Below are 24093 nucleotides of genomic sequence, written 5' to 3' on the forward strand. Positions count from 1 at the left end.
TGTTAGTTATTTGACGACATTGAGCACGTCCAAGCAAAAAGTGCACCACACGCCTCCTAAGCCATTAACTTCACAACCCAATCGATAAATACTCGCAACTTGAGACTGATATGCCGGTTCGGCGGATACGCTATGTAGAGAGGCATCGATTCAAGTTGCCAGCCCTCGAACAGCGGCACTAGCTCGCCGCGCGCCACCGGGGCGTCGGACATGTACCTGGGCAGCCACAGCACGCCCATGCCGGCCAGACCCGCCGCAAGGTAGGCATTGCCGTCGTCGACTGCCAAAACATGGCGACCCTTGATCTGCAGGCTTTGCTTATCGTTATGCAGGGCATACGGCATGGGCTTGCCGGTGCGCGCCCACAGGAACGCAACCACGCGATGATGGGAATCTTCCAGCTCCTGCGGATGCATCGGCGTGCCGGAGCGAGCGAGGTAGTCGGGCGCGGCAAACACGCCCAATTGCAGATCCGCGACCTTGCGCGCCATCAGTGACTGGTCCAGCAACTCGCCGCCACGTACCACGCAGTCGACGTTCTCATCGATGATGTCGACGATGCGATCGCTGACGCCCATGTCGATCTGAATGTCTGGATACCGCGCGTGAAACTCGGGCAATGCCGGGATCAGAATCAAGCGAGCGAACGGGCTGGGGACGTCCACGCGCAAGCGGCCACTGGGCGACACCGAGGCACCGGGCAAACTGGTTTCGGCGTCCTCCATGTCGGCCAGCAACTTGATCACGCGCTGGTAATACGCCGCACCGTCAGCCGTGACATTGACCTTGCGCGTGGTGCGATTGAGCAATTTGACCCGCAACCGCGCCTCCAACTGCTGGACCAGTTGCGTCACGGTGGTCTTGCTCATGTGCAGGGTTTCAGCGGCTTTGGTGAAGCTCCCCGCCTCGACCACCCGTGCAAACGCCTGCATTGCATCAAAACGGTCCATTGCTCGGCTTCCGATTGTTTGGGTTTCACAAACAGTTAACGCCAAGCTTGCGCGTTTATCGCGCACCTGCAAATCCCTAAAGTTGGGCCATCACCTCACTGATGGAGACACCCCCATGACGCAGCGCGATGTTGTTTTCCCACCTACCCGCAGGACCCTTTACGAGCGCCATCGCTACTCACCGGCGATCCGCTCCAACGGTTTTCTGTTTGTCTCGGGCCAAGTCGGCAGTACGGAGGACGGTACGCCCGAGCCGGATCTGCAGAACCAGGTGCGTCAGGCTTTCAATAACCTGAATGCAATTCTCGACGAGGCCGGTTGCACGTTCGAGGACGTGGTCGACGTCACCCTTTTCATGGTTGATCCGCAATCGAAGTTCGAGACGATCTGGAACATCGTGCTGACGGAGTTCTGGGGCGAAGCGCCGCATCCGACCGTTACCGCCGTTGGCGTGACCTGGCTGTATGGTTTCGACTTCGAGATCAAAGTGATCGCCAGACTCCCAGAAAACCACTGATTGCCCCTTGTAGGAGCTGCGGCACGCTGCGATCTTTTGATCTTTAACAACAAGATCAAAAGATCGCAGCGTGCCGCAGCTCCTACAGGGGTTGTCCGGGGGCATCAAGTGTGACCAAAGCTGATGCGCACTGGCCTTTGAACCCACGAATGCGTATAACCTCGCCGTTTCGTCTAACCTGACTTTGCGCCCAGCCTCGACTGCACAACGGCGGCGCTTCGACTTTGACGCTCACGAAACGGAGAATTCCATGCTCAAACGAACCCTGGCACTGACGGCCGGCCTGGCCCTGTCCCTTTCCGCGCTGGCAGCGCAAGCCGCTGATGTGTTGCGGGTCAGCGCCATTCCCGATGAAGCCCCGACTGAACTGCTGCGCAAGTTCGAGCCATTGGGTGCGTATCTGGAACAGCAATTGGGCATGAAGGTGCAGTTCGTCCCGGTGGCCGATTACCCGGCAGTGGTTGAAGCCTTGGCCACCGACCGTCTCGACATGGCCTGGCTGGGTGGCTTCACGTTTGTGCAGGCACGCCTGAAGACCGACGCTACCACTCCGGTGATTCCGCTGGTGCAGCGCGAACAGGATGCGCAGTTCACCAGCAAATTCATTACCGCCGACCCGAACGTCAAAAGCCTGGCCGATCTGAAAGGCAAGACCTTCGCTTTCGGTTCCGTGTCGTCGACTTCCGGCAGCCTGATGCCGCGTTACTTCATGCTGAAAAACGACGGTATCAAGCCTGAAGCGTATTTCAGTCGCGTCGCCTACTCCGGTGCCCACGACGCCACGGTTGCCTGGGTGCAGGCTGGCAAGGTCGACGCCGGTGTGTTGAACGCCAGTGTCTGGCAGAAACTGGTGGACGCCGGCAAGGTCGACACCAACAAGGTCAAAGTCTTCGCCACCACTCCGTCGTACTTCGATTACAACTGGACTGTGCGCGGCACACTCGACCCGGCGCTGGCGGCGAAGATCAAAAAAGCTTTCCTTGATCTGGATCCGGCCAACCCTGAACAGAAGAAGATTCTCGATCTGCAGGCTGCCAGCCGTTTCATCGACACCAAGCCTGAGAACTACAAGGGCATCGAGGAAGCCGCCCGCGCTGCCGACTTGCTGAAATGACGCTACGCCTCACCCACGTCAGCCTGCGCCACGCCAATGGAGTCGATGCCCTGCGCGGCATCGACTTGCAGATTGGCGTCGGCGAACAAGTCGCGATCATCGGCCCGTCCGGGGCCGGTAAATCGAGTTTGCTCAACCTGCTGGCCACCGCACTGCGGCCCAGCAGCGGCGAGATCGAAGTGCTCGGCGAACGCGCCTGGCACTTGTCTGCCCGCCAGCGACAACGCCTGCGCGCGCGTATTGGCCTGGTGCATCAGGCGCCGCCACTGCCGCTGCGCCAGCGCGTGGTCACAGCCGTGCTGGCCGGCAAGCTCGGACAGTGGAGCTTGGGTAAAAGCCTGCTGAACCTGCTGCATCCACTCGACGTGCCCGGCGCCCGCGCGGCATTGGCACGGCTCGATCTGGGCGATAAATTGTTCGCCCACTGCCAACAACTATCGGGCGGTCAGTTGCAGCGCGTCGGCATCGCCCGGGTGCTGTATCAGGCGCCGGAGATTCTGCTGGCCGACGAGCCGGTGTCGGCGATGGATCCGGTCATGGCCGGGCACACGCTGACGGTGCTGTCGCGTCATGCCCGCGAGCATAACGTCACGCTGGTGGCGAGCCTGCATGCGGTGGACCTCGCGCTGTCGCACTTCCCGCGCATCATCGGCTTGCGTGACGGCCAGATTCTGTTCGACAGCCCTGCCGATCAAGTCAGCCACGACATGCTCGACGCGCTGTACGCCAATGAACATCTGCAATCGCCGCCCTCGCCAGTTGCGCCTCTGCCTGTGCAGATTCCGCGATGCTGAAGGCCGATTCACGCGATCCCGCGGCGTGGCCGCGTCTGCTGCTGACGGTTTTGGCGATTGCGGTGCTGTGGCCTGGAATCCAGCTCAGCGAGCTGAATCTGGGCGTGCTGCTGCCCGACAGTCAGAATGAAATGGGCCGGTTTGTCGCGCAGTTCTGGCCGCCCGCTCACGATGAAGATTTTTTGCAGTTATTGTTTAAAGCCACGCTGCAAACCCTGGCGATTGCCACGGCAGGCATGGCGTTGGCGCTGTTGCTGGCGGTGCCCGCCAGTTTGCTCGCCAGCCGTGCCTTGTCGCTGTCTGCCGCTTCACGGGGTGGCGTGCCTAGTCGTTTCGGTCGTTTGTTGCGCTGGCCGGTTCGTGGGTTGCTGATCTTCCTGCGCAGCGTGCCGGAAATCGTCTGGGCGCTGTTGTTCGTGCGCGCCGTGGGCCTCGGCCCGGCGGCGGGCGTGCTGGCGATTGCGATCACCTACAGCGGCATGCTCGGCAAGGTCTACGCAGAGATTTTCGAATCCACCGACCAGCGTCCGGCGCACGCGCTGTTGCAGTCGGGCAGCGGTCGACTGGCGAGTTTTGCTTATGGAATCTTGCCGAATGTCGCCGGGGAATTGCTCTCGTACACGGTCTATCGCTGGGAATGTGCGATCCGCGCTTCGGTGGTGATGGGTTTTGTTGGCGCCGGTGGCCTGGGCCAGCAAATCGACCTGTCGATCCGTATGTTCGCCGGCGGTGAGGTCGCGAGCATTCTGCTGACGTTCCTGCTGCTGGTGCTGGTGGCCGATCAACTCAGCCGTTTGCTGCGCTGGAGGCTGGCATGAACCGTCTGATCAATCTGTTGCTGATCGCCGGCATCGGCGTGGCCGTCATCGCTTCGTTCATCTACTTAGGGCTCGACCTCGGCGAGCTCGGCAGTGCCACCAGCCTGAAACAGATGGGCGCGTATGTGCAGCGTTTTCTCAGCCCGGATCTGAGCGCCGATTACTTGAAAGCGATCCTCCATGGCTCGCTGGAAACCCTGGCCATGTCGGCGCTCGGCACCCTGCTCGCCGCGCTGCTGGGCATCGTCCTCGCCCTGCCCGCTGCCGGACGTTTCGGCTGGCCGCTGCGCAGTGCTTCGCGATGGCTGCTCAATGCTCTGCGGGCCATTCCGGAACTGGTCTGGGCCGCGCTGATGGTGCTCGCCGCCGGGCTGGGCCCAAACGCCGGGACGCTGGCCCTCGCCCTGCACACCACTGGCGTGCTTGGCCGCTTGTTCGCCGAAGCGCTGGAAAACACCCCGCCGCAACCGGCCGAAGCGATCCGCCTGCAGGGCGGTAACCCCGTCCTCGCCTTCTGCTACGGCACCCTGCCCAACCTCGCCCCACAACTGCTCGCCTACGTCCTGTACCGCTGGGAAAACAACATCCGCATGGCCAGCGTGCTGGGTTTTGTCGGCGCGGGCGGATTGGGGCAGATGCTGTATGTGAGCCTCAGCCTGTTTCAGGAAGCACAGGCCAGCACGGTGATTCTGGCGATGCTGGTGCTGGTGTTTGCGGTGGACTGGTTGAGTGCGTGGAGCCGCCAGCGCTGGGTGAAGGCGTAAGTACAGATGCTGGCGAGTGGATATCTGTCAGAAGCTGATTATGCTTCAGGAAACCTCGCACACCCGCGAGGCGGTCAGACTGTGCAAGTTTCACGCGACAGCAATTGCGGCATACGCCACAAGGCCAGAGTGCGATAAAGCGGTAATGGGGAACTCCGGCCTACAAAAAACACGTACGACGGAGTACACCCATGACCACAATCGACACGACACCCACAGGCAATCCACCTCGCAGCGGCGGCATCACCAAGGAGGAGCGCAAGGTCATCTTCGCGTCATCCCTCGGCACGGTGTTCGAGTGGTACGACTTTTACCTTTACGGCTCACTGGCGGCGATCATCGCCAAGCACTTTTTTGCCGGTGTCAACGAGACCACCGCGTTCATCTTCGCTTTGCTGGCGTTCGCCGCCGGGTTTGCCGTGCGGCCGTTCGGCGCCATCGTGTTTGGCCGGCTCGGCGACATGATCGGGCGCAAACACACGTTCCTGATCACCATTGTGATCATGGGTGTGTCCACGGCTATCGTTGGTCTACTGCCCGGATACGCAACCATCGGCGTCGCCGCGCCAGTCATCCTGATCACCCTGCGCCTGCTGCAAGGCCTGGCGCTGGGCGGTGAGTACGGCGGCGCGGCGACTTACGTGGCCGAACATGCGCCTCCAGGCAGACGCGGCTTCTTCACGTCATGGATTCAAACCACCGCGACCCTGGGTCTGTTCATGTCGCTGCTGGTGATCCTCGCCTGCCGCACCGCGCTGGGCACCGAAGCGTTCGAAGCCTGGGGCTGGCGGATACCGTTCCTGCTGTCGATCCTGCTGCTGATCGTTTCGGTATACATCCGCCTGCAACTGAGCGAGTCGCCGGTGTTCCAGAAGATGAAGGCTGAAGGCAAGGCGTCCAAGGCGCCGCTGACTGAATCCTTCGCGCGCTGGGACAACCTCAAAGTGGTGATCATGTCGCTGCTCGGCGGTACGGCCGGTCAGGCGGTGGTTTGGTACACCGGGCAGTTCTACGCGCTGTTTTTCCTGTTGCAGACGCTGAAGATCGACCCTCAGACCGCCAACCTGTTGATCGCCGGATCACTGTTGATCGGCACGCCGTTCTTCGTGATCTTCGGTAGCCTGTCCGACCGCATCGGCCGCAAGCCGATCATCATGGTCGGCTGCATTCTGGCAGCGCTGACTTACTTCCCGATCTTCCATGCGTTGACCCAGTACGGTAACCCCGACGTGTTCATAGCCCAGGAGAAAAACCCGGTCAAGGTGATCGCCAATTCCGATCAGTGCTCGTTCCAGTTCGACCCGGTGGGCAAGGCCAGATTCACCAGTTCCTGCGACCTGGCCAAGACCCTGCTGGCGAAACGCGCGATTCCTTACGAGAACGTCGAGGCCGAGCCCGGCACCGTCGCGCAGGTGCGCATCGGTGACAAAGTCGTCGAGAGCTTCGAGGGCAGCGCCCTGCCCGCGGCTGACTTCAAGGCGCGCAACGATTCGTTTACCGCCAATCTGAGCAGCGCACTGAAGGACGCGGGCTACCCGGAGAAAGCCGATCCGGCGAAAACCAATTACCCGATGATGTTGCTGCTGCTGACCATTCTGGTGATCTACGTGACCATGGTGTATGGCCCGATTGCGGCGTGGCTGGTCGAGCTGTTCCCGACCCGCATCCGCTACACCTCGATGTCGCTGCCCTATCACATTGGTAACGGCTGGTTCGGCGGGTTCCTGCCGACCGTGGCTTTCGCGATGGTCGCAGCCACGGGTGATATCTACTACGGGCTGTGGTATCCGATCGTGATTGCGGTGATGACGGCAATACTCGGTACGTTCTTCCTGCCGGAAACCAAGGATCGCGACATTCTCAAAGACTGAGTCCAGGGCTCCGCCCTCTTGAACGGAGGGCGGAGCGCAGCCCCTAACGCAGCATCCAGCGTGACAGCAGTCGCGCACTCAACGGCAACATCCAGTACACCATGTTGAAAGAGATCAACCCGGCCACCACCACTTTGAACAACCATCCCGGCCACTCCAGGTCGGCCAGTTCCAGCAGCGTCGCCACCCCCCATGGCATGCTCACCGTCAGCGGCAAGACGACCAGCCATGACAACACCCATTGCTTCCAGCGAGCGCCCGTATTGCTACTCATGGTCGCTGTCGCCTGAGTACCGCCCGCTGATAAATACGATCACGCGCCAGCGTCATCGGGTCGGCGCTGAGACTGATGCCGTCGAGCAAGCGTCCCGGGCTGAACGCCAGACGTTGCTGGGCGAGTTGCTGAGTCTCGGCCGGTTCCAGTGCATCAAGGCTGAAAACCCCCAGTTCAAGCTCCTGGTTCTGACGCGACCACGCAATCGAGCCATCTTCGACAGCGTCTCCCGGCGCTGCCAATTGCAGCACCAAGCGCATCTTCAACGAGCCCTTGCTCAGTCGCGCGCTGATTTCCTCCTGCAAGTAATCAGCGTGCATCGCCGCCGCTTGGGCGTCACTCAGTGATGGCTGCATGAGCAGTGGTTCGATGCGGTAACGGCCAATCAGCTGATCGCCCTTGCGATTGGTGAACACCAGCGAGTTAACACCGAAGTATTCGAGCCCCGCATAGCTACGGGGTGCGGGTTTAGGCGCTTCCAGGAAATGCTGAGCCCGTGGATGGTTTGCCAGAAAGATTTGCAGTGGCTGAGGATCCGGCGGTGTCGCGACATTGGCGGCAATGCCTTGCAGAAAACCCAAAAAGTCTGCTGGCGTGGCCACCGGAAAGCCGTCGAACGAGTGCGCCACGATATCGGTGAACTCGCCGTTCGGCAGGGCAAAACGCACTGCCACCCCCTTAGGACTGGCCATTGGATCGCCGTCAGCGGTAGCCGGTACGCCACTGAAGTTGGAGAACCGCAGCACCACCGGTACCGTTTGCCCTTGCAAGTGGGCTGCCCGGCTGATCGAACCGGCGATGCGCGTAGCCGTGAATGTGCCGTTCACCAGCAGACCCTTGGCATGGGTTGCCCTGAATCCGGGGTGACGGCCGAACGTCGCAGTGAGCGCATCGAGCAACGCATCGTACAACCGCTCCTGGGGCATAGCGTTTTTCCTTGTTTCAGTGGCGAACAGGAGCGAGGACGTTGTCAGCGTCCCGGCCAGCACCGCCCCGATCAGTAAGTGCTGCAATCGCATCGCGGTCATACCTGGCGCAGACCGGGATTGAGCGCGATGTGTTTGTACTCAATGAAATCGTCCATGGCCGCCACCCCATTGAGCCGCCCCTGCCCCGATTGCTTGAAACCGCCCTCCTCGAACTCGTCGAATACCATGGCCCAGTCGTTGACCCAGACAGTGCCGGCCTCCAGCTCGCGTGCGACTCGCAGGGCGCGATCGACATCACGGGTCCAGACGCTGGCGGCCAGGCCGAACTCGCTGTTGTTGGCCAGTTCAATCGCCTCGGCCGCAGTGTCGAACACCTGCAATGTCAGCACCGGGCCGAAGGTTTCGCGCTGGACAATTGCCATGTGTTGATCGCTTACGCGCAACAGCGTCGGCCGATAAAACGCGCCTTTGGCCAGCGGCCCCTCAGTGACCGGCCCGCCGCGCACGATGACTTGCGCACCGGCAGCCATCGCCTCTTCGACCACTTGGTTGACGCGTTGCACATTGGCTTTGTCGATCAACGGTCCCATTTCACTGGCCGGATCCGCCGCCGGCCCCACGCGCACGGCCTCAAGGCGTGCAGCCAGACGTTCGATCAGCGCGGGCGCAATATCGCGCTGGACCAATAGCCGTGAACCGGTCATGCAGAACTGCCCGGCGAACACCGTCAGGGCCTTGAGCAACACCGGCACCGCCACCTCAAGATCGGCATCGTTGAATACCAGCATCGGGGTCTTCCCGCCCAGCTCCAGACCGAAGCGCTTGAGATGTTGCGCCCCCGCCGCCGAGATCGCCCGGCCGGTGCCGGTGCTGCCGGTAAAGCTGATCACCGGCACCTTGGGGGACTCGACCAGATGGATGGAACCCGCCGCCCCCAGTTCGCTGAACAGATTGATGACCCCGCGAGGCAAAGACCGCGCCTCGCTCATGATCCGTGCCAGTAGCGCGTTGGTCTGAGCGGTCTGCCCCGGCATTTTGACGACCGTGGTGCAACCGGCGGCCAGCGCCGGCGCCAACGATCGAATCATCAATACCACCGGTGAATTCCACGGCACGATGATGCCCGCCACACCCACGGCCTGACGCAGCACCATGGAGATCCTGCCGGGTTTCGGCTCTGCCGCTCGCCCATACTCGGCACGCGTCATTGCCGCGTAATAGCGCAACTTGGACGGCACCATCCGCACTTCAAATTCGGCTTCAGGGCGGATCTTGCCGTTTTCCAGTGCCAACGTATCGATCAGTTCTTCGGCATTGCGCTCGAAAGCATCCGCTAGCTCCAACAGCACCGTGGCGCGCAGGGTGCGATCATCTTTCCACGGTGTTTGGGCGAACGAGCGTAACGCCGCTTCAATGCCCTGCTGCGCTTCATGGGCACCGCCCTCGGCGTATCGCCCGATCCGCTCGGACGTCGCAGGGTCGATGGAGTCTTTGTAAACACCCGAATCGAGCCACAGGCCATCGATCCAGTTCAAAACCGGTGTGTTGTTCATGGTCATTAAAAACCTCAAGTCAGGCGTAGAGCGCGGCGATTTTTTCCGCAACGGCAATCACAGTGATGTTGGTGGCGACCGACGGCACATCCGGGAAGATTGATGCGTCGACCACGCGAAGCCCTTGCAGGCCAATGACACGAGCCTGCAAATCGACCACTGCGCCGGTATCACCCGGCTTGCCCATGGGCGCGGTTGAGGTTGGGTGGTGATACGTGTCCAGGCTCGCCCGCACGCTCGCCAACAGCGCTTCATCCGACTCATTGCCCGACCCCGGATTGAGCTCGGAGTGGATAAACGCGTTCAACGGCGCTGTGGCGCCGATTTTGCGCGCCAGGCGAATACCCTCCAGCAGACGCAGGCGATCCTCAGGTTCGGCGAGGAAGTTCAGGTCAATATTGGGCGCCACCAGCGGATCACGACTCGCCAGCGTGACGCTGCCGCGCGATTGTGGCCGGGTGAGTGCGACCGCGAGCACGAAGCCGACACCGGTCGGACTCTGCTCGTGAGGAAACAGGTGCGTGGCGGTGATATGCAGATCAAGCTCACCTTTGTCGGCGCTGCGGCTGTGTGTCCACAGCTTGGCCCCGATGGCCGGTGATTGCCGACCGATCACATCCGCACGGGCGGCATAGGCGTTGTAGTAGAACGGGTGATCCACCAAACGGCGACCCACCGGCAGATCCGCAACCAACGGAATCTGCAAAGCGTCCAGATCAGCGGCCGGGCCAATGCCGGAGCGCAGCAGAATCGCCGCACTGCCATAACTGCCCGCGCACAGGATCACCTCACCGGCCAACAGTTGCGTGCCATCACTCATTTGTACGCCTATGGCACGCTGGCCATCGAACAGCACTTTGTCGACCAGACGGCTCGCCTGGATCTGCAGGTTGCTGCGCGCTCGCACCTGTTCAGTGAGATAGGCCATGCCGGTGTTGATGCGCACGCCGTCGACGATATTCATCGGATAGGGGCCGACGCCGTTGGCATCAGCGGCGTCAAAGTCATCAATGATCTTGTAGCCGTAAGCAAACGTGGCCTGAATAAACGCCCGCTGCATCGGTGTGACGTCCAGGTTGCTCAGTTGCTTGACCGGCAGTGGCCCATCATGGCCGTGCAAGTCGCTTGCACCACGGCTATGGCTCTCCAGTTTCTTGAAAGCGGGCAGCACGTCTTCATAACTCCACCCTGGCAGATCCCAGCGCTGGAAATCACTGGCACGGGCGCGGATCGCTACGGCGCCATTGATCGCCGAACTGCCCCCCAATACCTTGCCGCGCAAGGCACCGATGGGATGGTCGATGTAGCCGGGGCGGGTTTTGTAACCCCATTCGAACGCTGGATCAGCGTTGGCTCCGACAATGTCGCTGCTGGCCACGAAGTCCGGATACTCGTTGGGTAAAAAGCTTTTGCCTGCCTCCAGCAGCAACACTTGACGCTGGTTGTTCTCACTGAGTCGGCGCGCCAGTACCGCGCCAGCCGAACCGCCGCCGACTATCACCACGTCGACTTTATCAAGGGTGTTGTTCATGCATGTCTTCCTTGTCAGGCGCTCGAGATGGCGCCTTTCAGGGAAAGCTTAAGGAACGGCACGAAGGCCCATAAGCAGGCAAAAAACGAATCGGCGTTTCGTTAATTCCGAACGACTCAGCCCGCTTGCCGCGCGTGCGTGGCAAGCATCTGCTCCCACTCTGGCGGACTGCCGATCTGCTCAGTCAGAAAGCTCACCAAGGCTTGCAGCTTGGGCGAAGCGCGCAGTGATTGCCGGTACACCGCCGAGATATTGCCACCGCGCGGAGCATAAGGCGCCAGCACCTCCTGCAACTCGCCGGCAACAATCGATTGCGCGGCCAGAAACGTTGGCAGAATCGCCAGGCCCATGCCTGCCTTGGCCGCTTCCATGAGTTGGTGAGCATTGTTGGTACGCAGTCGACAACGGACACGAAACGATTCCAGCGCATTGTTCACCGGCAAGGTCCACATGCCGTGCGGCTCGCGGTTCACGTAAAGCATCGCAAAGTGTCGGGACAGTTCCTGAGGGGTTTGCGGCGTGCCATGCGCCGTCAGATAGTCAGGACTGGCGCAAATGATGTGGCGATTGGGCGTGATGGTTTTCGCCACCAGCGAGGAGTCTGGCAGTTCACCGATCCGGATGGCCGCGTCGTAGCGCTCTTCGTGCAGATTTACATGGCGGTCGTCAAAATCGACGTCCAGTTGCAACTGCGGATAACGCACCGCGAACGACGACAGAATCGGCGTCAGATAACGAATACTGAACGCCATCGGCGCGGCGATTCGCAGGCTCCCGTGCAGGCTCGACTGCAGCGTCTGAACGGCGCCTTCGGCGTCGTCGACATCCGCCAGGATACGCACACAGTACCGATAGAACACCTCGCCCGATTCGGTCAGGCGCGCATGCCGGCCGCGCTCTAGCAAAATACTGCCCAACCGCTTTTCCAGTTGCTGAAGACGTTGACTGACCATCGATTTGGCAACGCCCATACGCCGCGCGGCTTCGGAAATACTGCCGGTGTCGACCACCGTCACGAAAGAATGCATCTCACAGAGTTTGTTCACGTTATAGATCCAGAGAAACAGCAAAAACTGCGCAGCCAGTGCGCAGGGCTGACGGTTCAGGCGGATGCCGGGGCGGTCATTCAACAGCCGCAATCTAAAGCCCCGGTTGGCGGGCGCGGTAGTCGCAAAAAACGGGTTGCTGATTCCCATACAAGGGACGATCAGCCTTGTATAGTTGGCGCCTTCTGACTGAATGGAATTCGACTGTGCTGGATCTCAATGACCTTCAGTACTTCGTTATGGTGGTGGACCACGGCGGTTTCGCGCCGACCGCCCGTGCGCTGGGTATTCCCAAATCCAACCTGAGCCGGCGCATCGCGCAGCTCGAAGAACGGCTGGGTGTGCGCCTGATCATCCGCAACACCCGAAACTTCTCGGTGACGGAACTGGGGCAAAGCTATTACGACCATTGCCGCGCCATGCTCAAGGAGGCCGAAGCCGCAGAAGCGGCGATCGCCATGACCCACACCGAGCCGGGCGGCGTGCTGCGTGTTACCTGCCCGACTGCGCTGCTGGAGGAATGCGTTGGCGCAATCATCACGCGATTCATGGCCATGCACCCGCGCATGGAAGTGCATCTGGAAGCCAGTGATCGCCAGGTCGATGTGGTTGCCGAAGGCGTCGACCTGGCGTTGAGGGTTCGCCCCATGCCGCTTCAGGACTCCAATCTGGTCAGCCGCGTCATGTCGCAACGGCCACAATGCCTGGTTGCCAGTCCAGCGCTTTTGAACCGTTTGGGCACACCCGATGGACCGGAAGATCTAGCGCGCTATCCCAGCGTTCATCACGGCAGCCCACAACGCGATTACAGCTGGACGCTATTCAATGAAGATGGCCGCGAATTCACCCTGCAACATCGACCGCAGCTCATTACCAAGGGCCTGCCGATGTTGCGTTGCGCGGCTATCGACAGCATCGGCGTCGCACAAATGCCCATGTCACTGGTACACGACTACATCGAGCGCGGCGAACTGGCCGTGGTTTTGCCGGACTGGAAACCCCGAACAGAAATGATTCATGCCGTATTTGCGACACGGCAAGGGATGCTGCCGTCAACGCGGTTACTGCTCGATTTCATGCTTGAGCAGTTTCGTCTGCTGGATGATCCGCTGCGAGGCATGAGAAACAGGCCGCTTGCCTGAAGTACCGTTCATTCACAGCCTCTGAAAAAAATCGAACGCTCGCCGCAGTCCCTCCTCCAATGGTTACACCCACGGAGGTCAACGATATGAACAGCAACGACAGCAAAACCCCGAACGCCCCGCCTACCGATACGTCCGGTAAACCGGTCAATGTGGTCGAGCGCGATCTTGCGGACAGGGACGATGACACCAAGGCTGTGGACGAGGTCATCACGCCTTCTTCCACCCGCGTCAAAGAGCAGGACGCCGAGACGTTGCAGCGCAAGGTCGATGAGATTGAGCGTAAGGTCGCGGATGGCAATTGAGTTTGTGTAGTGTCAGCGGGATTTACCCCCTCCCCCCGACCCTCCCGAAACGTCGGACCGCCCCCAAGGGCGCGAGGGGGAAAGGGAGCAGATAATCCCGGCTCTGGACTCAACACTTTGCTCCCGCCAGTTTCCAGCCTCAACGCACGTTGCGGTACAGCATCATCCTGGCGCTTTCGTGCAAGCCTCGGGTCAGTTCCACCAACCGCTGATATTCCTGCGGATTTTCCTCGGCGACGTTTTCCAGTGGGGTTAGCGAGCGCAGGTCGTGCAGGGTCGGATTGCTCCCGTCGTGCTGCATTTGCAGCAGATGATGGCGGGTCACGCCACCGATCAGCGGGAATGTGCCCTCGCGCAACACCAGCGGCACCACACGCTCACCTTCTGGCGGCGGTTGCTGAATATCGCGCCCCATCGCGCCATTGGTGAACGGGATGCCGGCCATGCCCGCAACGGTGGGCAGCAGATCCGCCAACCCCACGGCCTGGTCGATCACCTTGGGCTTGAGCAACCCCGGGGCATGAATGAGCATCGGCACATGATTGCTCTCCAGCCCCAGCTGCTCGAAGGCCGGCGGCATGTGCGGGATCTGGCTGATGCGGGTGTTGTGGTCACCAAAGAACACAAAAATCGTGTTGTCGTAGTAGCCGCCGGCCTTGGCCAGCTCCATCAATTTGCCGATGTTGAAGTCCAGCAGCCGCACGGCGTTGTACTGCTCGACGCTACGTGACCCGGCGGCCTGCACCTGTTCCAGCGACAGGTTACTGACCTGAAAACCGTCGTTGTTCTTGGGAATGGTGAACGGCCGGTGGTTGCCCGAAGTTTGCACGTAAGCGAAGAACGGCTGATCCCTAGGCAGATCGCGAAGTATCCGGTCGCTTTCCTTGAACAGATCCAGATCGGAAATGCCCCACACATCCACCAGCGGCGCGCGCCAGTCGCTTTCCTGATACAGACGCACGCCCTCGATGCTTTGCTGGATCAGCGCATTGATGTTGGCCCACCCCGCGTTGCCACCAATCATGTAGAGCTTGCGGTAATCGGTGAAGGCATTGATCAGTGTATGTTGGCGGGTGATCAGCGGATGGCGGGTTGCCGTTTCCTGACGGGTGACGTCGGGAACCCCGGTGATGCTCGCCCATACGGTTTTCGCGGTGCCGGTGACCGGGACGTAGAAGTGCTTGAAGAACCAGCTCTGGGCCGCCAGTTGATCGAGATTAGGCGTCGGGTTGAGCGGGTTGCCGTAAGCCCCGACTGCGCTGGTGCCAAGGGACTCGAGCATGACGAACATCACGTTCGGCGTACCTGCGACCCGGTACGGCTGCACGCCCTGCTGGCGATCAAAGGTCAGCCTTTGTGCGTCCGGACGATCCACGCCCAGATAGCGCGCAACCGCCGGGTAATGCTCGCGTACCTGAGCCTCGTCAAACTGCGCCTGCCCTGCCTTGAGCGTGTCGTACAGAAATAGCACCGGGTTGAGCCCTAACGCCGCCATTTGCGCGTTACCGGAGAAAAATGCATCGCTCCAGCGCAACGGCACCGGGTTTTCCAGGTTGAGATTTTCCACTCGTCCGAGCAGTGCCAGCAGCACGGCGATCAATCCGGCCCCGGTGCCGATGGCGAGCGAGGTGCGTCCGATGGCCCGAGGCTCACGCGTCAATGTCAGCTTTTCAAGACGCAAGAATCCGCAGAACCACAGGCCCAGCACGGTCAGCCAGCCTAGGGCAATCCACAGCACCGGATAGGTTTCCCGAACCATCTGCTGCGAGATCTGCGCATCCTCCAGATAACGCAAGATCGTGGCGTTGATCCGCACCCCGAGGTAGGCGTAATGGCCAAAATCGATGATGTACACCAGGCCAACAATGCCCAGCGCCAGCAGCCAATAACCTCGAGCAACAGCACGCAACAACGGCACTCGTATCAGGTTCCAGCGTGGCAGCCAGGCGAGCACGGCCACTGGCAACATCAGCAACACGGCCAGCCGCAAATCGAAACGCAGGCCGATGCCGAGGGTTTCGCGCAGCTGCGGATTATCGACAAACTCGCTGAGCGCAATGCCGGAAAAACCCAGCACAAACACCAGCCTGAGCAGAGCGAACAGTAAAAATGTCAAACCTGCCGCACCCACGCCGTAGCGCAGGCGTCGCGATTGCAAGCAGCCCATCGTTAACCTCTGAGTCATTCGTTTAGATAGAAGATGCCGCGACAGCTGACGTGCGGCGTAAACGCCGCCAGATCGATTTGAGGCAAAGCATCGCGCCGGCCACCAGGCAGTAGCCAACCAGCAACGGATCGATCAGGTAATCCCAGTAGTTTTCCGAAGCCTTGAGCCTCAGCGCAAAGGCCAGCGTGCCGAGCGCGAGCATCCACACCGCCAAGCCATTGCGCAGCCATACCAACGCCAGCGTCAGCAGGCCGATGCAGACGATCATCGGCTGCGGATTGAAACCCCAGCGGTAAGGGTCGACATAAGTCAGTCCCATTGTCGCCGGGTATAACACCGCGGCCAGCAGGCCAAACACCAGCAACACTTGCATGCGCACCACCGGTTTCACCGGCTGGACGACGCCCAGGCGCAACAGGCTCGCCCAGCCCAACAACACCAGCGTGGTGATCGCCAGATCATCGGTAAAACTGCGTACATACGCGGCCAGCGGCAGGTGATTGACCGGGATGAAACTGACCAGCGCCAATAGCGGCAACAACCACGGGCGCCATCGCCGGGTGCCGCGCAATGACCCCAACAGGACAAAACCCAGCAGGATAAAACTCAAATGGGCTTGCCATGGAAACAGCATCACAGGCGCTCCTCCAGCCAGGCTTCATTGAAACTGACATGCTTGATGAAGGTGTTATTCCACGAATACACCAGGTGATAGAGGCCGTCGGTGCCACGGCTGAAATAGGGGTATTCGTACTCGAAATCACAGCCTTGCGGCTTGCACACGCGGTAATCCAGATTGCTCAGGAAACGTTGCTCCAATGGCAGCCGGCGCGCGCCGCTGGAAGCGCGAAAACCTTCGCCAATGATCGCCTTATAAGCTTCGGGCGAGAACGGCTGGCCGAGCGGATCCGGTGACTGGTCGAGTTCGATGACGCTGCGCCAGTCTTTGAAACTGGCATCGGTGCCGTACAGGCTCAGCTTGAACCGACCATCGCGCAGATCGTTCAATGCCACCAGCAGACCATCGTCGGCGGTGCCCACGGCGGCCAGCGAAGAGTTGGGGTTGGCCGGTTCCAGCGGATACGGCTCGCTCCATGTTTGCCCGGCGTCTTCGGTGCGGCTGGCGAGTACGCGATGATGGGTGTCACCGGCATAACGCAGCATCGCCACGGCGCGGCGCGCGTCCAGGGGCACGATGGTGGGTTGCAGCGAGTTTTTGCCGCGGCTGATGCGGAATTTATCGATGACCGCGCCGTCTGCGCTCAGGTACAGGTATTCGGCAAATTTGCCCATGAATTCGTGATACACCGGCAAACCGATTGAGCCGTCGGCATGGAACACCGGCGCGGCGCGCACCAGCGTGCTGATGTTGAAGAATGGCGAGGTGATCAACTGCCGTGGCGCCGTCCAGTTACGCCCCATGTCATTGGAGACCATCACGTTGATCGCGCTGGTGGCCCAGCCGCCCACGGACACTGAAACATAGAACATCCACAGACGTTGATCCGGCGCCAGGGCAATCACCGGGTTGCCGAGTTTGCGGATATATCGACGCGTGCCGTCGCGGGTCGATTCACGGGTGGCCAGCACGTGTTCGGCGCCCCACTCCGCGCTGTCGGCGTCATAGCGCGCGGTGCGGATCTGCACATCAGCAGCGCCTTCGCGCGAGCCGGCAAACCACACGGCCATCAGATCCCCGCCGGGCAACGCCGTGACCGAGGAGGAATGCACAAAGTCTTTCAGTTCAGAGGAAACGAAACGGCTGCTGTACTTCGGTTCGGGGGCTGGCAGCGCGGCGTCGACCGGGGCTGTTGCGACCGCGAACGGCGCCAGAACATGGGTTGGATGGCTGCGCCAAGCAGCCAGAAAAACAAGGCACACGGCCAGACTGGCAAGTATAAATTTCAGGCGTAGAGATAACGCACGCATAGTCAACTCGCGGCAAAGGCAGGATGGGTGGCAATCGGCAAAACATCCTTGTCAGCGCGTCGAATCGTCCGGCAATCGGCGACGGCGTCCGGTGAGCATCGACAACGGCAAGTTGTCGCGAACCTGAAAGCTTTCAAACACGGCGGCGGCGATGTGGATGCAGACCAACACCAGCAGGCCATCAGCTGCGGTTTCATGAACCTGAAGCGGCCAATCGGCGCCCCACAAGGCATCAATCTCTTCCATGGCCCAACCGCTGAGGCCGACAGTCAACAACGCCAGCAGCATCAGAATCATCACCAGCGCACCCAGCGGCGAATGCCCAAGACGATGTTCGGGTCGCCCGGCCAGCAACGAACGCGCGTGGCTGGCAAGTCGCGACGGCGTCGGCCAGAAGTCCGCCCAACGCGCACTGCGTGGCCCAATGAATCCCCACACCATTCGCACCAGCAGCCAGGCTACGGCGTAGTAGCCAAGCCAGACATGCCAGTCATCGCCGACCTCATTGAAGAAGTAATTGGCGACGAAAACACCCGCGATGGACAGATGAAACAGCCGTACCACGGGATCCCACAGGCGCAGGGACTCGCTCGGCATCAGCCCTTGATCTCGGTCTTGATCGCTTTGCCGCTGACCGGATCGTGGTAGATCTCGACCTTGCGCTTGTCTTTGTCAAAGCCGTAGATCTCATAGCAATTGCCATCAGTGACTTTGAACTTGCTGATCTCGTAGCCCTGGCCTTTCAGTTTCTCTTGAAACGCCTTCTCGTCTTGCCATTGCGAACGCTCAGCGGTGGTGCATTGCGGGCCGGCAAGCGCCATCGGGCTGGCGACAATCAGGGACAACAGCAGAAGTTTACGCATGGAAACACTCTCGCTCGATGAGGAAGGCCTCACTGTGCAAAAGCAACCTTAGTGAAAGCTTAGTTGGCAACGAGTCGTTACATCTTTCCCGTCGGCCGGACTGCCACGGCTGGCCGTACAGCGGCATGATGCCGCCGATCAAACGCCCTATTTCCTACAGAGAACCGTCCATGCGCCTACTTCTGGTCGAAGATGATCGCGCCCTCGGGCAAGGCATTCGCGTTGCGTTGAGCAACGAAGGCTACACCCTCGACTGGTTGCAGGATGGCATCAGCGCCTTGCATGCATTGCGCAGTGAAAGCTTCGATCTGCTGTTGCTCGACCTCGGCCTGCCACGGCTCGACGGTCTGGCGCTGCTGCAACAACTGCGCGGCGGGCAGCAGGACTTGCCGGTCTTGATCCTCACCGCCCGCGACGGCACCGCCGAGCGCATTGCCGGGCTGGATGCCGGCGCCGATGACTACCTGATCAAGCCGTTCGATGTCGACGAGTTGAAGGCACGCATCCGTGCCTTGCTGCGCCGCAGTCAGGGGCGTGCGCAACCGGTGCTGGAGCATGCGGGCGTGTGCCTCGATCCGGTCAGCCAACAGGTGACCTGGCACGGCAACGACGTCGTGGTGACACCGATGGAATACCAGTTGCTCCATCAGCTGTTGGTCCGCCCCGGCAAAGTCGTCACTCGCGAGCGCTTGTCCCGGGCTCTTTACGGTTGGCAGGAGCGGGTCGAGAGCAACACCCTTGAGGTGCTGATCCACAACCTGCGTAAAAAGCTCTCCACGGAGTTGATCCGCACCGTGCGCGGCGTCGGTTATGTCGTGGAGCTCAACCCATGATTTCCATACGCGCGCGGATTCTGGTGCCGGTGCTGATTCTGGTACTGATGGGCGATGTGCTGATTAGCTGGCTGGTGCTGCGCGACAGTCACCATGAAATCGAAGAGGTCTATGACGCACAACTGGCGCAGAGTGCGCGCTTGTTGCAAGGCGTGCTGGCCCAGCGCGCACCGGGCGACAATGACTGGGATCGGCTCCATCATGCTTTCGATCAGGCCATGAGCCGGGTTGGCGATGGCGAAGCCGCACACCCCTATGAAACCCGACTGACGTTTCAGGTCTGGCGCAGCGACGGCCAATTGCTGATGCGTTCCGCCGAAGCACCGGAACTCAAGGCGCCACCAACGACGCTGGGCTCGCACGACCTGATAGACAACGGCCGCGACTGGTGCGCCTTCCTGCTCAAGGATACGCAGCAGGGGCTATTGATCTGGGTTGGTGAACGTGACGACATTCGTCAGGACCTGATCGAGCGTATCGTCGGTCATACGTTGTGGCCGAGTGTGATCGGTGTGCCGCTGTTGGCCCTGCTGATCTGGCTGACCATCGGCTGGGGCCTGCAACCGCTGCGGGCGATGGCCCAAAGCATTCGTGGGCGCAATACCGAAACGCTGAAACCGCTCAACCTCAGCCCCCTGCCCCACGACCTCGAACCGATGCAAACCGCGCTCAACCGGCTGTTGCAGCAGATTGACAATCTGCTGGGTCGCGAGCGACGTTTCATCGCCGACGCGGCACATGAGCTGCGCACGCCGCTGGCGATTTTGCGCATCCACGCGCAAAACGCGCAATTGGCCGGCACGCCGCAACAACGCGAAGAGGCGCTGGAGTTTCTGCTCAGCGGTGTCGACCGCGCCACGCGCATCGCCAGTCAGTTGCTGACCATGGCGCGCATCGAGCCGCGCCTGGCCAATCCGGAAAAAAGCGCAGTGGAACTGACTGCGCTGGTACGCGAAGAACTGGCGGAGCTGGCGCCGCTGGCACTGGAAAGAGACGTAGAGCTGATCCTCGACAGCGACCACCACTGCCCGGCAGATACCGATCCCGTCGCCCTGGCTATCGCTCTGCAAAACCTGGTGACCAATGCATTGAACTTCGCCCCACCCGGCAGCGAGGTGCGGGTTCAGGTGCTGCCGCAAACTTCCGGGGCGGTGTACATCAGCGTCGAAGACGCCGGCCCCGGTATCAACGAACAGGATTACGCACGGTTGTTCGAACGCTTTTACAGTCACGGCCACGCCAACGGTGCCGGGTTGGGGCTGGCCATTGTGCAAATGATCGTCAGCAAGATCGGCAGCACGTTGCAGCTGTACAACCTGCCGCAGGGTGGATTGTGTGCGCAGTTGCGGATCAATGAGACTCACTGAAATGTATGCCGGATAGTTAAGTCTGGCGCTGACTTTGTGGTGAGGGGATTTAGCGAACGCCCTCACCACAGGTTATTCGTCGCCTTCGAATTAATCGGGGGCTTTGACAAAATTTTCATATTCGTCCGACTAACATCCGCAGCCTCGTTGGGGAGTAGCCTGTTTCCGAGACTTTCGGAAGCGTTCGTATCAACATTCTCGGCAACCTGCCGTGGTACGAACACCTTTTGGTTGGTGAGACCGACGACACATTCATGCCTAAAGTCGGGCGTGTGATTGTGTCGTTGACTCATAGCCCGACTGGAAGTGTTGCCGTGAATCCCGTTTCCCTCATATTTCTCGCCCTCGCCATGTCCACGGATGCGTTCGCCGCCGCCATCGGCAAAGGCTCCAGCCTGCACAAGCCGCGTCTGACCGAAGCCCTGCGCACCGGTCTGATCTTCGGTGTCATCGAAGCCATCACACCCGTTATCGGCTGGCTGATCGGTCAGGCAGCGACCCGTTGGGTCGCCGAATGGGACCACTGGATCGCCTTTACTCTGCTGGTGATTCTGGGCCTACACATGATCTACAACGGCCTGAAACACGACGACGAGGAAGAAGAGAAATCCGGCCAGCACTCGTTCCTGATTCTGGCCGTCACCGCGTTCGCTACCAGCATCGATGCGCTTGCCGTTGGCGTGGGCCTGGCGTTTGTCGACGTGAATATCTGGGTGGCCGCCGGCGCTATCGGCTTGGCGACAATGACCATGGTGACCCTCGGCGTAATGCTCGGCCGTGTGTTGGGTGCGGTGGTTGGCAAGCGTGCGGAGATCGTCGGTGGCGTGGTGTTAATGATCGTCGGTTCGACGATTTTGTATGAGCACCTGTCTGTCTGACTCAGAGAACAAGGCAGTGACGATGCCGGTCATCGACTTGTTGATGGCCGGCGGACGATAGAACGAGCTGTTGATTTCCATGCTATTCAATCGCACGGCGAAGCGCTGCAGGTGCGTGCCTTGCGCCGGGAATGAAGGCCAATGCTCGCGCCCCAGACTTCACCCTGCATAGCTGATGAAAACCAACAGCCCCCCGCTCGGTTATTTTTTGCCGGGCAATACCGAGCTCAGTACTTGTTTGGCGGCTTGCACGATGATCCCCGCCTCATCCGGATCGCCCTTGAGCAGCGTCGTGGCGAATTTCTTCGCCTGTTCAAGCTTGATATGCGGTGGCAATGGCGGCACGTTCGGGTCGGTCTTGAACTCGATCAGCACCGGCACGTCCGAGGCCAGTGCCTGTTCCCAGGCCGCCGCCACGTCTTCTTCGCGGTCGACGAAAATACCTTTCAGACCGATGGAAATGGCGAACAAGTGATAAGGCACATCGGGGATGCTCTGCGACGCCTCGAATTTCGGATCGCCCTCCATCACCCGCTGTTCCCAGGTGACCTGATTGAGGTCTTCGTTGTTGAAGACGGCGCAGATCCATTTCGGGCTCGCCCATTGGCGCCAGTATTTGGCGACGGTGATCAGTTCGGCCATGTTGTTCATCTGCATCGCACCGTCGCCCACCAGCGCGATGACCGAGCGCTCGGGATAAGCGAATTTGGCCGCGATGGCGTAAGGCACGGCGGCGCCCATCGAGGCCAGGCCGCCAGACAGAGAGCACTTCATGCCCCGACGAATCTTCAAATCGCGGGCGTACCAGTTGGCACATGAACCCGAGTCGCTGGTGATGATTGCCTGATCCGGCAGGCGCGGCGACAACTCGTACACCACCCGTTGCGGATTAATCGGTTTGGCCTTGACCATGGCACGCTTTTCCAGGGTTTTCTCCCAAGTGCCGCGCCACCCTTCGACTTTCTTGCGCCATTTGCCCGAGCTTTTCTGTTCGAGCAGCGGCAGCAACGCGGCCAGTGTTTCTGCTGCATCGCCCTGCAGATTGACCTCCATCGGATAGCGCAGGCTGAGCATGTCGGGCTGCAAATCGATCTGTACGCCGCGCGCCTGGCCTTCCTTAGGCAGGAATTCTGAATACGGGAATCCCGAGCCGATCATCAGCAAGGTGTCGCACTCGGCCATCAACTTGTAGCTGGGTTCGGTGCCGAGCAGACCAATGCTGCCTGTGACCCACGGCAAATCGTCGGGCAGCACGGCTTTGCCGAGCAGTGCTTTGGCGACACCGGCGCCGAGCTTTTCGGCCACGGCGATGACTTCGTCAGTTGCCTCCAGCGCACCGGCGCCGACCAGAATCGCGACTTTTTCACCGGCATTCAGCACGTCTGCCGCACGCTGCAAATCTGCCTCGTAAGGCATGATTTTCGGCTTGCTGTAGCCGACACCGGAATGCGCGGTGCCATGCGCACGGGCCGGTGCCTCATAGGCCAGATCCTGCAAATCATTGGGCAGGATGATCGCGGTGACGCGACGCTCGCCAATCGCCGTGCGCACCGCGCGGTCAAGCAGATGGCGGACCTGCGAGGGCGCCGATGCCTGCTGCACAAACGCGCCAGCGACGTCCTTGAACATCGAGACCAGATCCAGTTCCTGCTGGTAGTGACTGCCCAGTGCAGTGCGCGCCTGCTGACCGACAATTGCCAGCACCGGCATGTGATCCATCCGCGCATCGTAGAGGCCGGTGATCAGGTGCGAAGCGCCGGGACCCGAAGTGGCGATACAAACCCCCAACTCACCGGTGAACTTGGCATGCGCCGATGCCATGAACGCGGCCATTTCTTCATGGCGTGCCTGTATGAATTCGATCTTTCCGTTGGCTCGGTCGAGCGCGCCAAATACGCCATTGATGCCGTCGCCCGGATAACCAAAGATCCGCGTGACGCCCCATTGGCTGAGCCGCTCAACCAGAAAATCTCCTACTGTCATCGTCATCGTGTGCCTCGCCTTTCACCGGTGCATGGAGCTTTCCGGCAGCGCATCCGCCGGAAGTTGTAAGGGTCTGGACAGTCGGGTTGGTGGCGAAGTTTCGACTTTCTGGTGGTCGGTGCCTATCCGTCTGGGAAACGCGCCGACATCTGTCGGGACGCGCCGAACCGGGACGAATGAACCTCACCGATGCGGATGCACCGTCCACGCCACCAGTTTGATCACGATGGGCCGAACGAAGAGGATGCACAGGAATGCCACCGGCATCGCCAGCTTGTAAGCGTGGAGCGCATTACTCAGGTAGTCGTTATCAATGCCGGAATTGGCGGCGGTGATCACCAGAGACATCAGAAACGCCATGATCGTCGCCATGTACAACGCAAACACATAGGGTGTGGCACGCGCTGACAGCTTGCGACGACTGACATACAGGGCATCGGAGCTTGTTCTTTGATTCATATGGCT

At 60.5% G+C, this 24093-nt stretch carries 24 protein-coding genes, 1 pseudogene and 1 riboswitch; of the genes and pseudogenes, 11 read left to right on the forward strand and 14 right to left on the reverse strand.

The genetic code is table 11. The annotated features are described in order from the left end of the window. Window positions 1–56: 56 nt before the first annotated feature. Window positions 57–950, reverse strand: coding sequence for a LysR family transcriptional regulator (locus JJD74_RS25220; protein WP_042558918.1), 894 nt, complete (start codon window positions 948–950; stop codon window positions 57–59). 115 nt (window positions 951–1065) lie between these two features. Here JJD74_RS25220 and JJD74_RS25225 point away from each other — a divergent pair, with 115 nt between their 5' ends. The 6 genes from JJD74_RS25225 to JJD74_RS25250 all read left to right on the forward strand — a co-directional run bounded on the left by JJD74_RS25225 (window position 1066) and on the right by JJD74_RS25250 (window position 6828). After that, on the forward strand, window positions 1066–1467 hold the full coding sequence (locus JJD74_RS25225; protein ID WP_115147960.1) for a RidA family protein: 402 nt from the start codon (window positions 1066–1068) through the stop codon (window positions 1465–1467). 250 nt (window positions 1468–1717) lie between these two features. Beyond that, a complete protein-coding gene (locus JJD74_RS25230; protein WP_042558916.1) occupies window positions 1718–2581 on the forward strand; it encodes a putative selenate ABC transporter substrate-binding protein in 864 nt (287 codons plus the stop codon). Beyond that, entirely contained in the window at window positions 2578–3375 is a 798-nt protein-coding gene (locus JJD74_RS25235; protein ID WP_200617069.1) for a phosphonate ABC transporter ATP-binding protein, read from the forward strand. The genes JJD74_RS25230 and JJD74_RS25235 overlap by 4 nt, the downstream gene beginning before the upstream one ends. Beyond that, window positions 3369–4193, forward strand: coding sequence for a PhnE/PtxC family ABC transporter permease (locus JJD74_RS25240; protein WP_047302108.1), 825 nt, complete (start codon window positions 3369–3371; stop codon window positions 4191–4193). Before JJD74_RS25235 ends, JJD74_RS25240 begins: the two co-directional genes overlap by 7 nt. Then, entirely contained in the window at window positions 4190–4957 is a 768-nt protein-coding gene (phnE, locus tag JJD74_RS25245; RefSeq protein ID WP_200617070.1) for a phosphonate ABC transporter, permease protein PhnE, read from the forward strand. The genes JJD74_RS25240 and phnE overlap by 4 nt, the downstream gene beginning before the upstream one ends. A gap of 191 nt (window positions 4958–5148) precedes the next feature. Further along, entirely contained in the window at window positions 5149–6828 is a 1680-nt protein-coding gene (locus JJD74_RS25250) for an MFS transporter (RefSeq protein ID WP_042558908.1), read from the forward strand. A 43-nt stretch (window positions 6829–6871) separates the two neighbouring features. On the opposite strand, the gene JJD74_RS25255 is transcribed toward JJD74_RS25250, so the two are convergent. The 5 genes from JJD74_RS25255 to JJD74_RS25275 form a co-directional block, all read right to left on the reverse strand. Next, window positions 6872–7102 (reverse strand): hypothetical protein, encoded by a 231-nt coding sequence (locus tag JJD74_RS25255; RefSeq protein WP_200617071.1) that lies wholly within the window; start codon window positions 7100–7102, stop codon window positions 6872–6874. Continuing rightward, window positions 7099–8028, reverse strand: a complete 930-nt coding sequence (locus JJD74_RS25260; RefSeq protein ID WP_234451867.1) for a catalase family peroxidase — start codon at window positions 8026–8028, stop codon at window positions 7099–7101. Before JJD74_RS25260 ends, JJD74_RS25255 begins: the two co-directional genes overlap by 4 nt. Window positions 8029–8126: 98 nt before the next feature. Continuing rightward, entirely contained in the window at window positions 8127–9584 is a 1458-nt protein-coding gene (locus JJD74_RS25265) for an aldehyde dehydrogenase family protein (RefSeq protein WP_200617090.1), read from the reverse strand. Between the two features lie 19 nt (window positions 9585–9603). Then, window positions 9604–11115, reverse strand: a complete 1512-nt coding sequence (locus JJD74_RS25270) for a GMC family oxidoreductase (RefSeq protein WP_200617073.1) — start codon at window positions 11113–11115, stop codon at window positions 9604–9606. 116 nt (window positions 11116–11231) lie between these two features. Further along, on the reverse strand, window positions 11232–12161 hold the full coding sequence (locus tag JJD74_RS25275) for a LysR family transcriptional regulator (RefSeq protein ID WP_200617091.1): 930 nt from the start codon (window positions 12159–12161) through the stop codon (window positions 11232–11234). 206 nt (window positions 12162–12367) lie between these two features. On the opposite strand from JJD74_RS25275, the gene JJD74_RS25280 reads away from it, so the two are divergent. Together JJD74_RS25280 and JJD74_RS25285 are read left to right on the forward strand one after the other, a co-directional pair. Then, window positions 12368–13303, forward strand: a complete 936-nt coding sequence (locus JJD74_RS25280) for a LysR substrate-binding domain-containing protein (protein WP_047302118.1) — start codon at window positions 12368–12370, stop codon at window positions 13301–13303. A gap of 86 nt (window positions 13304–13389) precedes the next feature. Continuing rightward, on the forward strand, window positions 13390–13608 hold the full coding sequence (locus JJD74_RS25285; RefSeq protein ID WP_042558903.1) for a hypothetical protein: 219 nt from the start codon (window positions 13390–13392) through the stop codon (window positions 13606–13608). Between the two features lie 139 nt (window positions 13609–13747). On the opposite strand, the gene JJD74_RS25290 is transcribed toward JJD74_RS25285, so the two are convergent. From JJD74_RS25290 to JJD74_RS25310, 5 genes are read right to left on the reverse strand one after another with little or no spacing between them, the layout of a single operon-like run. Then, the gene (locus JJD74_RS25290; protein WP_200617074.1) at window positions 13748–15775 is read right to left on the reverse strand and encodes an LTA synthase family protein; all 2028 of its coding nucleotides are present in this window, start codon (window positions 15773–15775) and stop codon (window positions 13748–13750) included. 22 nt (window positions 15776–15797) lie between these two features. Beyond that, window positions 15798–16409, reverse strand: a complete 612-nt coding sequence (locus tag JJD74_RS25295) for a hypothetical protein (protein ID WP_047302122.1) — start codon at window positions 16407–16409, stop codon at window positions 15798–15800. Then, on the reverse strand, window positions 16409–17704 hold the full coding sequence (locus tag JJD74_RS25300) for a sialidase family protein (protein WP_042558900.1): 1296 nt from the start codon (window positions 17702–17704) through the stop codon (window positions 16409–16411). Before JJD74_RS25300 ends, JJD74_RS25295 begins: the two co-directional genes overlap by 1 nt. Window positions 17705–17755: 51 nt before the next feature. Further along, window positions 17756–18301, reverse strand: coding sequence for a cytochrome b/b6 domain-containing protein (locus tag JJD74_RS25305; protein WP_200617075.1), 546 nt, complete (start codon window positions 18299–18301; stop codon window positions 17756–17758). After that, window positions 18301–18567, reverse strand: coding sequence for a PepSY domain-containing protein (locus JJD74_RS25310; protein WP_042558898.1), 267 nt, complete (start codon window positions 18565–18567; stop codon window positions 18301–18303). The genes JJD74_RS25305 and JJD74_RS25310 overlap by 1 nt, the downstream gene beginning before the upstream one ends. Before the next feature lie 170 nt (window positions 18568–18737). Between JJD74_RS25310 and JJD74_RS25315 the strand changes: the two genes are divergently transcribed. The 3 genes from JJD74_RS25315 (at window position 18738) to mntP (ending at window position 21645) form a co-directional block, all read left to right on the forward strand. Further along, window positions 18738–19400 (forward strand): response regulator, encoded by a 663-nt coding sequence (locus tag JJD74_RS25315; RefSeq protein ID WP_115147975.1) that lies wholly within the window; start codon window positions 18738–18740, stop codon window positions 19398–19400. After that, window positions 19397–20767 carry an ATP-binding protein gene (locus JJD74_RS25320; RefSeq protein WP_200617076.1) on the forward strand — a complete coding sequence of 457 codons (1371 nt, stop codon included), beginning with the start codon at window positions 19397–19399 and terminating at the stop codon, window positions 20765–20767. The genes JJD74_RS25315 and JJD74_RS25320 overlap by 4 nt, the downstream gene beginning before the upstream one ends. A 136-nt stretch (window positions 20768–20903) precedes the next feature. Further along, a riboswitch (yybP-ykoY riboswitch) is annotated at window positions 20904–21075 on the forward strand. Between the two features lie 6 nt (window positions 21076–21081). After that, complete coding sequence (gene mntP, locus JJD74_RS25325; RefSeq protein WP_042558895.1) at window positions 21082–21645, forward strand: manganese efflux pump MntP; 564 nt, start codon at window positions 21082–21084, stop codon at window positions 21643–21645. 51 nt (window positions 21646–21696) lie between these two features. Here the strand turns inward: mntP and JJD74_RS30940 are convergent. The 3 genes and pseudogenes from JJD74_RS30940 to JJD74_RS25335 all read right to left on the reverse strand — a co-directional run. Next, window positions 21697–21801, reverse strand: a pseudogene (locus JJD74_RS30940) (DUF72 domain-containing protein); the annotation flags it as partial. Window positions 21802–21846: 45 nt separating this feature from the next. Continuing rightward, window positions 21847–23634 carry a thiamine pyrophosphate-requiring protein gene (locus tag JJD74_RS25330; RefSeq protein ID WP_042558894.1) on the reverse strand — a complete coding sequence of 596 codons (1788 nt, stop codon included), beginning with the start codon at window positions 23632–23634 and terminating at the stop codon, window positions 21847–21849. A 177-nt stretch (window positions 23635–23811) separates the two neighbouring features. Beyond that, the gene (locus tag JJD74_RS25335; protein ID WP_047302133.1) at window positions 23812–24087 is read right to left on the reverse strand and encodes a DUF2798 domain-containing protein; all 276 of its coding nucleotides are present in this window, start codon (window positions 24085–24087) and stop codon (window positions 23812–23814) included. Between the last annotated feature and the right edge of the window lie 6 nt (window positions 24088–24093).

The organism is Pseudomonas sp. MF6776 (genome assembly GCF_016613125.1).
In the GTDB taxonomy this organism is placed as follows: Bacteria; Pseudomonadota; Gammaproteobacteria; order Pseudomonadales; family Pseudomonadaceae; genus Aquipseudomonas; species Aquipseudomonas iridis.

Bases quoted from the DNA above. Each gene is read 5' to 3' on its own strand.
- JJD74_RS25220 (WP_042558918.1), bottom strand. From the start codon at position 950: ATGGACCGTTTTGATGCAATGCAGGCGTTTGCACGGGTGGTCGAGGCG.
- JJD74_RS25225 (WP_115147960.1), top strand. From the start codon at position 1,066: ATGACGCAGCGCGATGTTGTTTTCCCACCTACCCGCAGGACCCTTTAC.
- JJD74_RS25230 (WP_042558916.1), top strand. From the start codon at position 1,718: ATGCTCAAACGAACCCTGGCACTGACGGCCGGCCTGGCCCTGTCCCTT.
- JJD74_RS25235 (WP_200617069.1), top strand. From the start codon at position 2,578: ATGACGCTACGCCTCACCCACGTCAGCCTGCGCCACGCCAATGGAGTC.
- JJD74_RS25240 (WP_047302108.1), top strand. From the start codon at position 3,369: ATGCTGAAGGCCGATTCACGCGATCCCGCGGCGTGGCCGCGTCTGCTG.
- phnE (WP_200617070.1), top strand. From the start codon at position 4,190: ATGAACCGTCTGATCAATCTGTTGCTGATCGCCGGCATCGGCGTGGCC.
- JJD74_RS25250 (WP_042558908.1), top strand. From the start codon at position 5,149: ATGACCACAATCGACACGACACCCACAGGCAATCCACCTCGCAGCGGC.
- JJD74_RS25255 (WP_200617071.1), bottom strand. From the start codon at position 7,102: ATGAGTAGCAATACGGGCGCTCGCTGGAAGCAATGGGTGTTGTCATGG.
- JJD74_RS25260 (WP_234451867.1), bottom strand. From the start codon at position 8,028: ATGCCCCAGGAGCGGTTGTACGATGCGTTGCTCGATGCGCTCACTGCG.
- JJD74_RS25265 (WP_200617090.1), bottom strand. From the start codon at position 9,584: ATGAACAACACACCGGTTTTGAACTGGATCGATGGCCTGTGGCTCGAT.
- JJD74_RS25270 (WP_200617073.1), bottom strand. From the start codon at position 11,115: ATGAACAACACCCTTGATAAAGTCGACGTGGTGATAGTCGGCGGCGGT.
- JJD74_RS25285 (WP_042558903.1), top strand. From the start codon at position 13,390: ATGAACAGCAACGACAGCAAAACCCCGAACGCCCCGCCTACCGATACG.
- JJD74_RS25290 (WP_200617074.1), bottom strand. From the start codon at position 15,775: ATGGGCTGCTTGCAATCGCGACGCCTGCGCTACGGCGTGGGTGCGGCA.
- JJD74_RS25295 (WP_047302122.1), bottom strand. From the start codon at position 16,409: ATGCTGTTTCCATGGCAAGCCCATTTGAGTTTTATCCTGCTGGGTTTT.
- JJD74_RS25300 (WP_042558900.1), bottom strand. From the start codon at position 17,704: ATGCGTGCGTTATCTCTACGCCTGAAATTTATACTTGCCAGTCTGGCC.
- JJD74_RS25305 (WP_200617075.1), bottom strand. From the start codon at position 18,301: ATGCCGAGCGAGTCCCTGCGCCTGTGGGATCCCGTGGTACGGCTGTTT.
- JJD74_RS25310 (WP_042558898.1), bottom strand. From the start codon at position 18,567: ATGCGTAAACTTCTGCTGTTGTCCCTGATTGTCGCCAGCCCGATGGCG.
- JJD74_RS25315 (WP_115147975.1), top strand. From the start codon at position 18,738: ATGCGCCTACTTCTGGTCGAAGATGATCGCGCCCTCGGGCAAGGCATT.
- JJD74_RS25320 (WP_200617076.1), top strand. From the start codon at position 19,397: ATGATTTCCATACGCGCGCGGATTCTGGTGCCGGTGCTGATTCTGGTA.
- JJD74_RS25330 (WP_042558894.1), bottom strand. From the start codon at position 23,634: ATGACGATGACAGTAGGAGATTTTCTGGTTGAGCGGCTCAGCCAATGG.
- JJD74_RS25335 (WP_047302133.1), bottom strand. From the start codon at position 24,087: ATGAATCAAAGAACAAGCTCCGATGCCCTGTATGTCAGTCGTCGCAAG.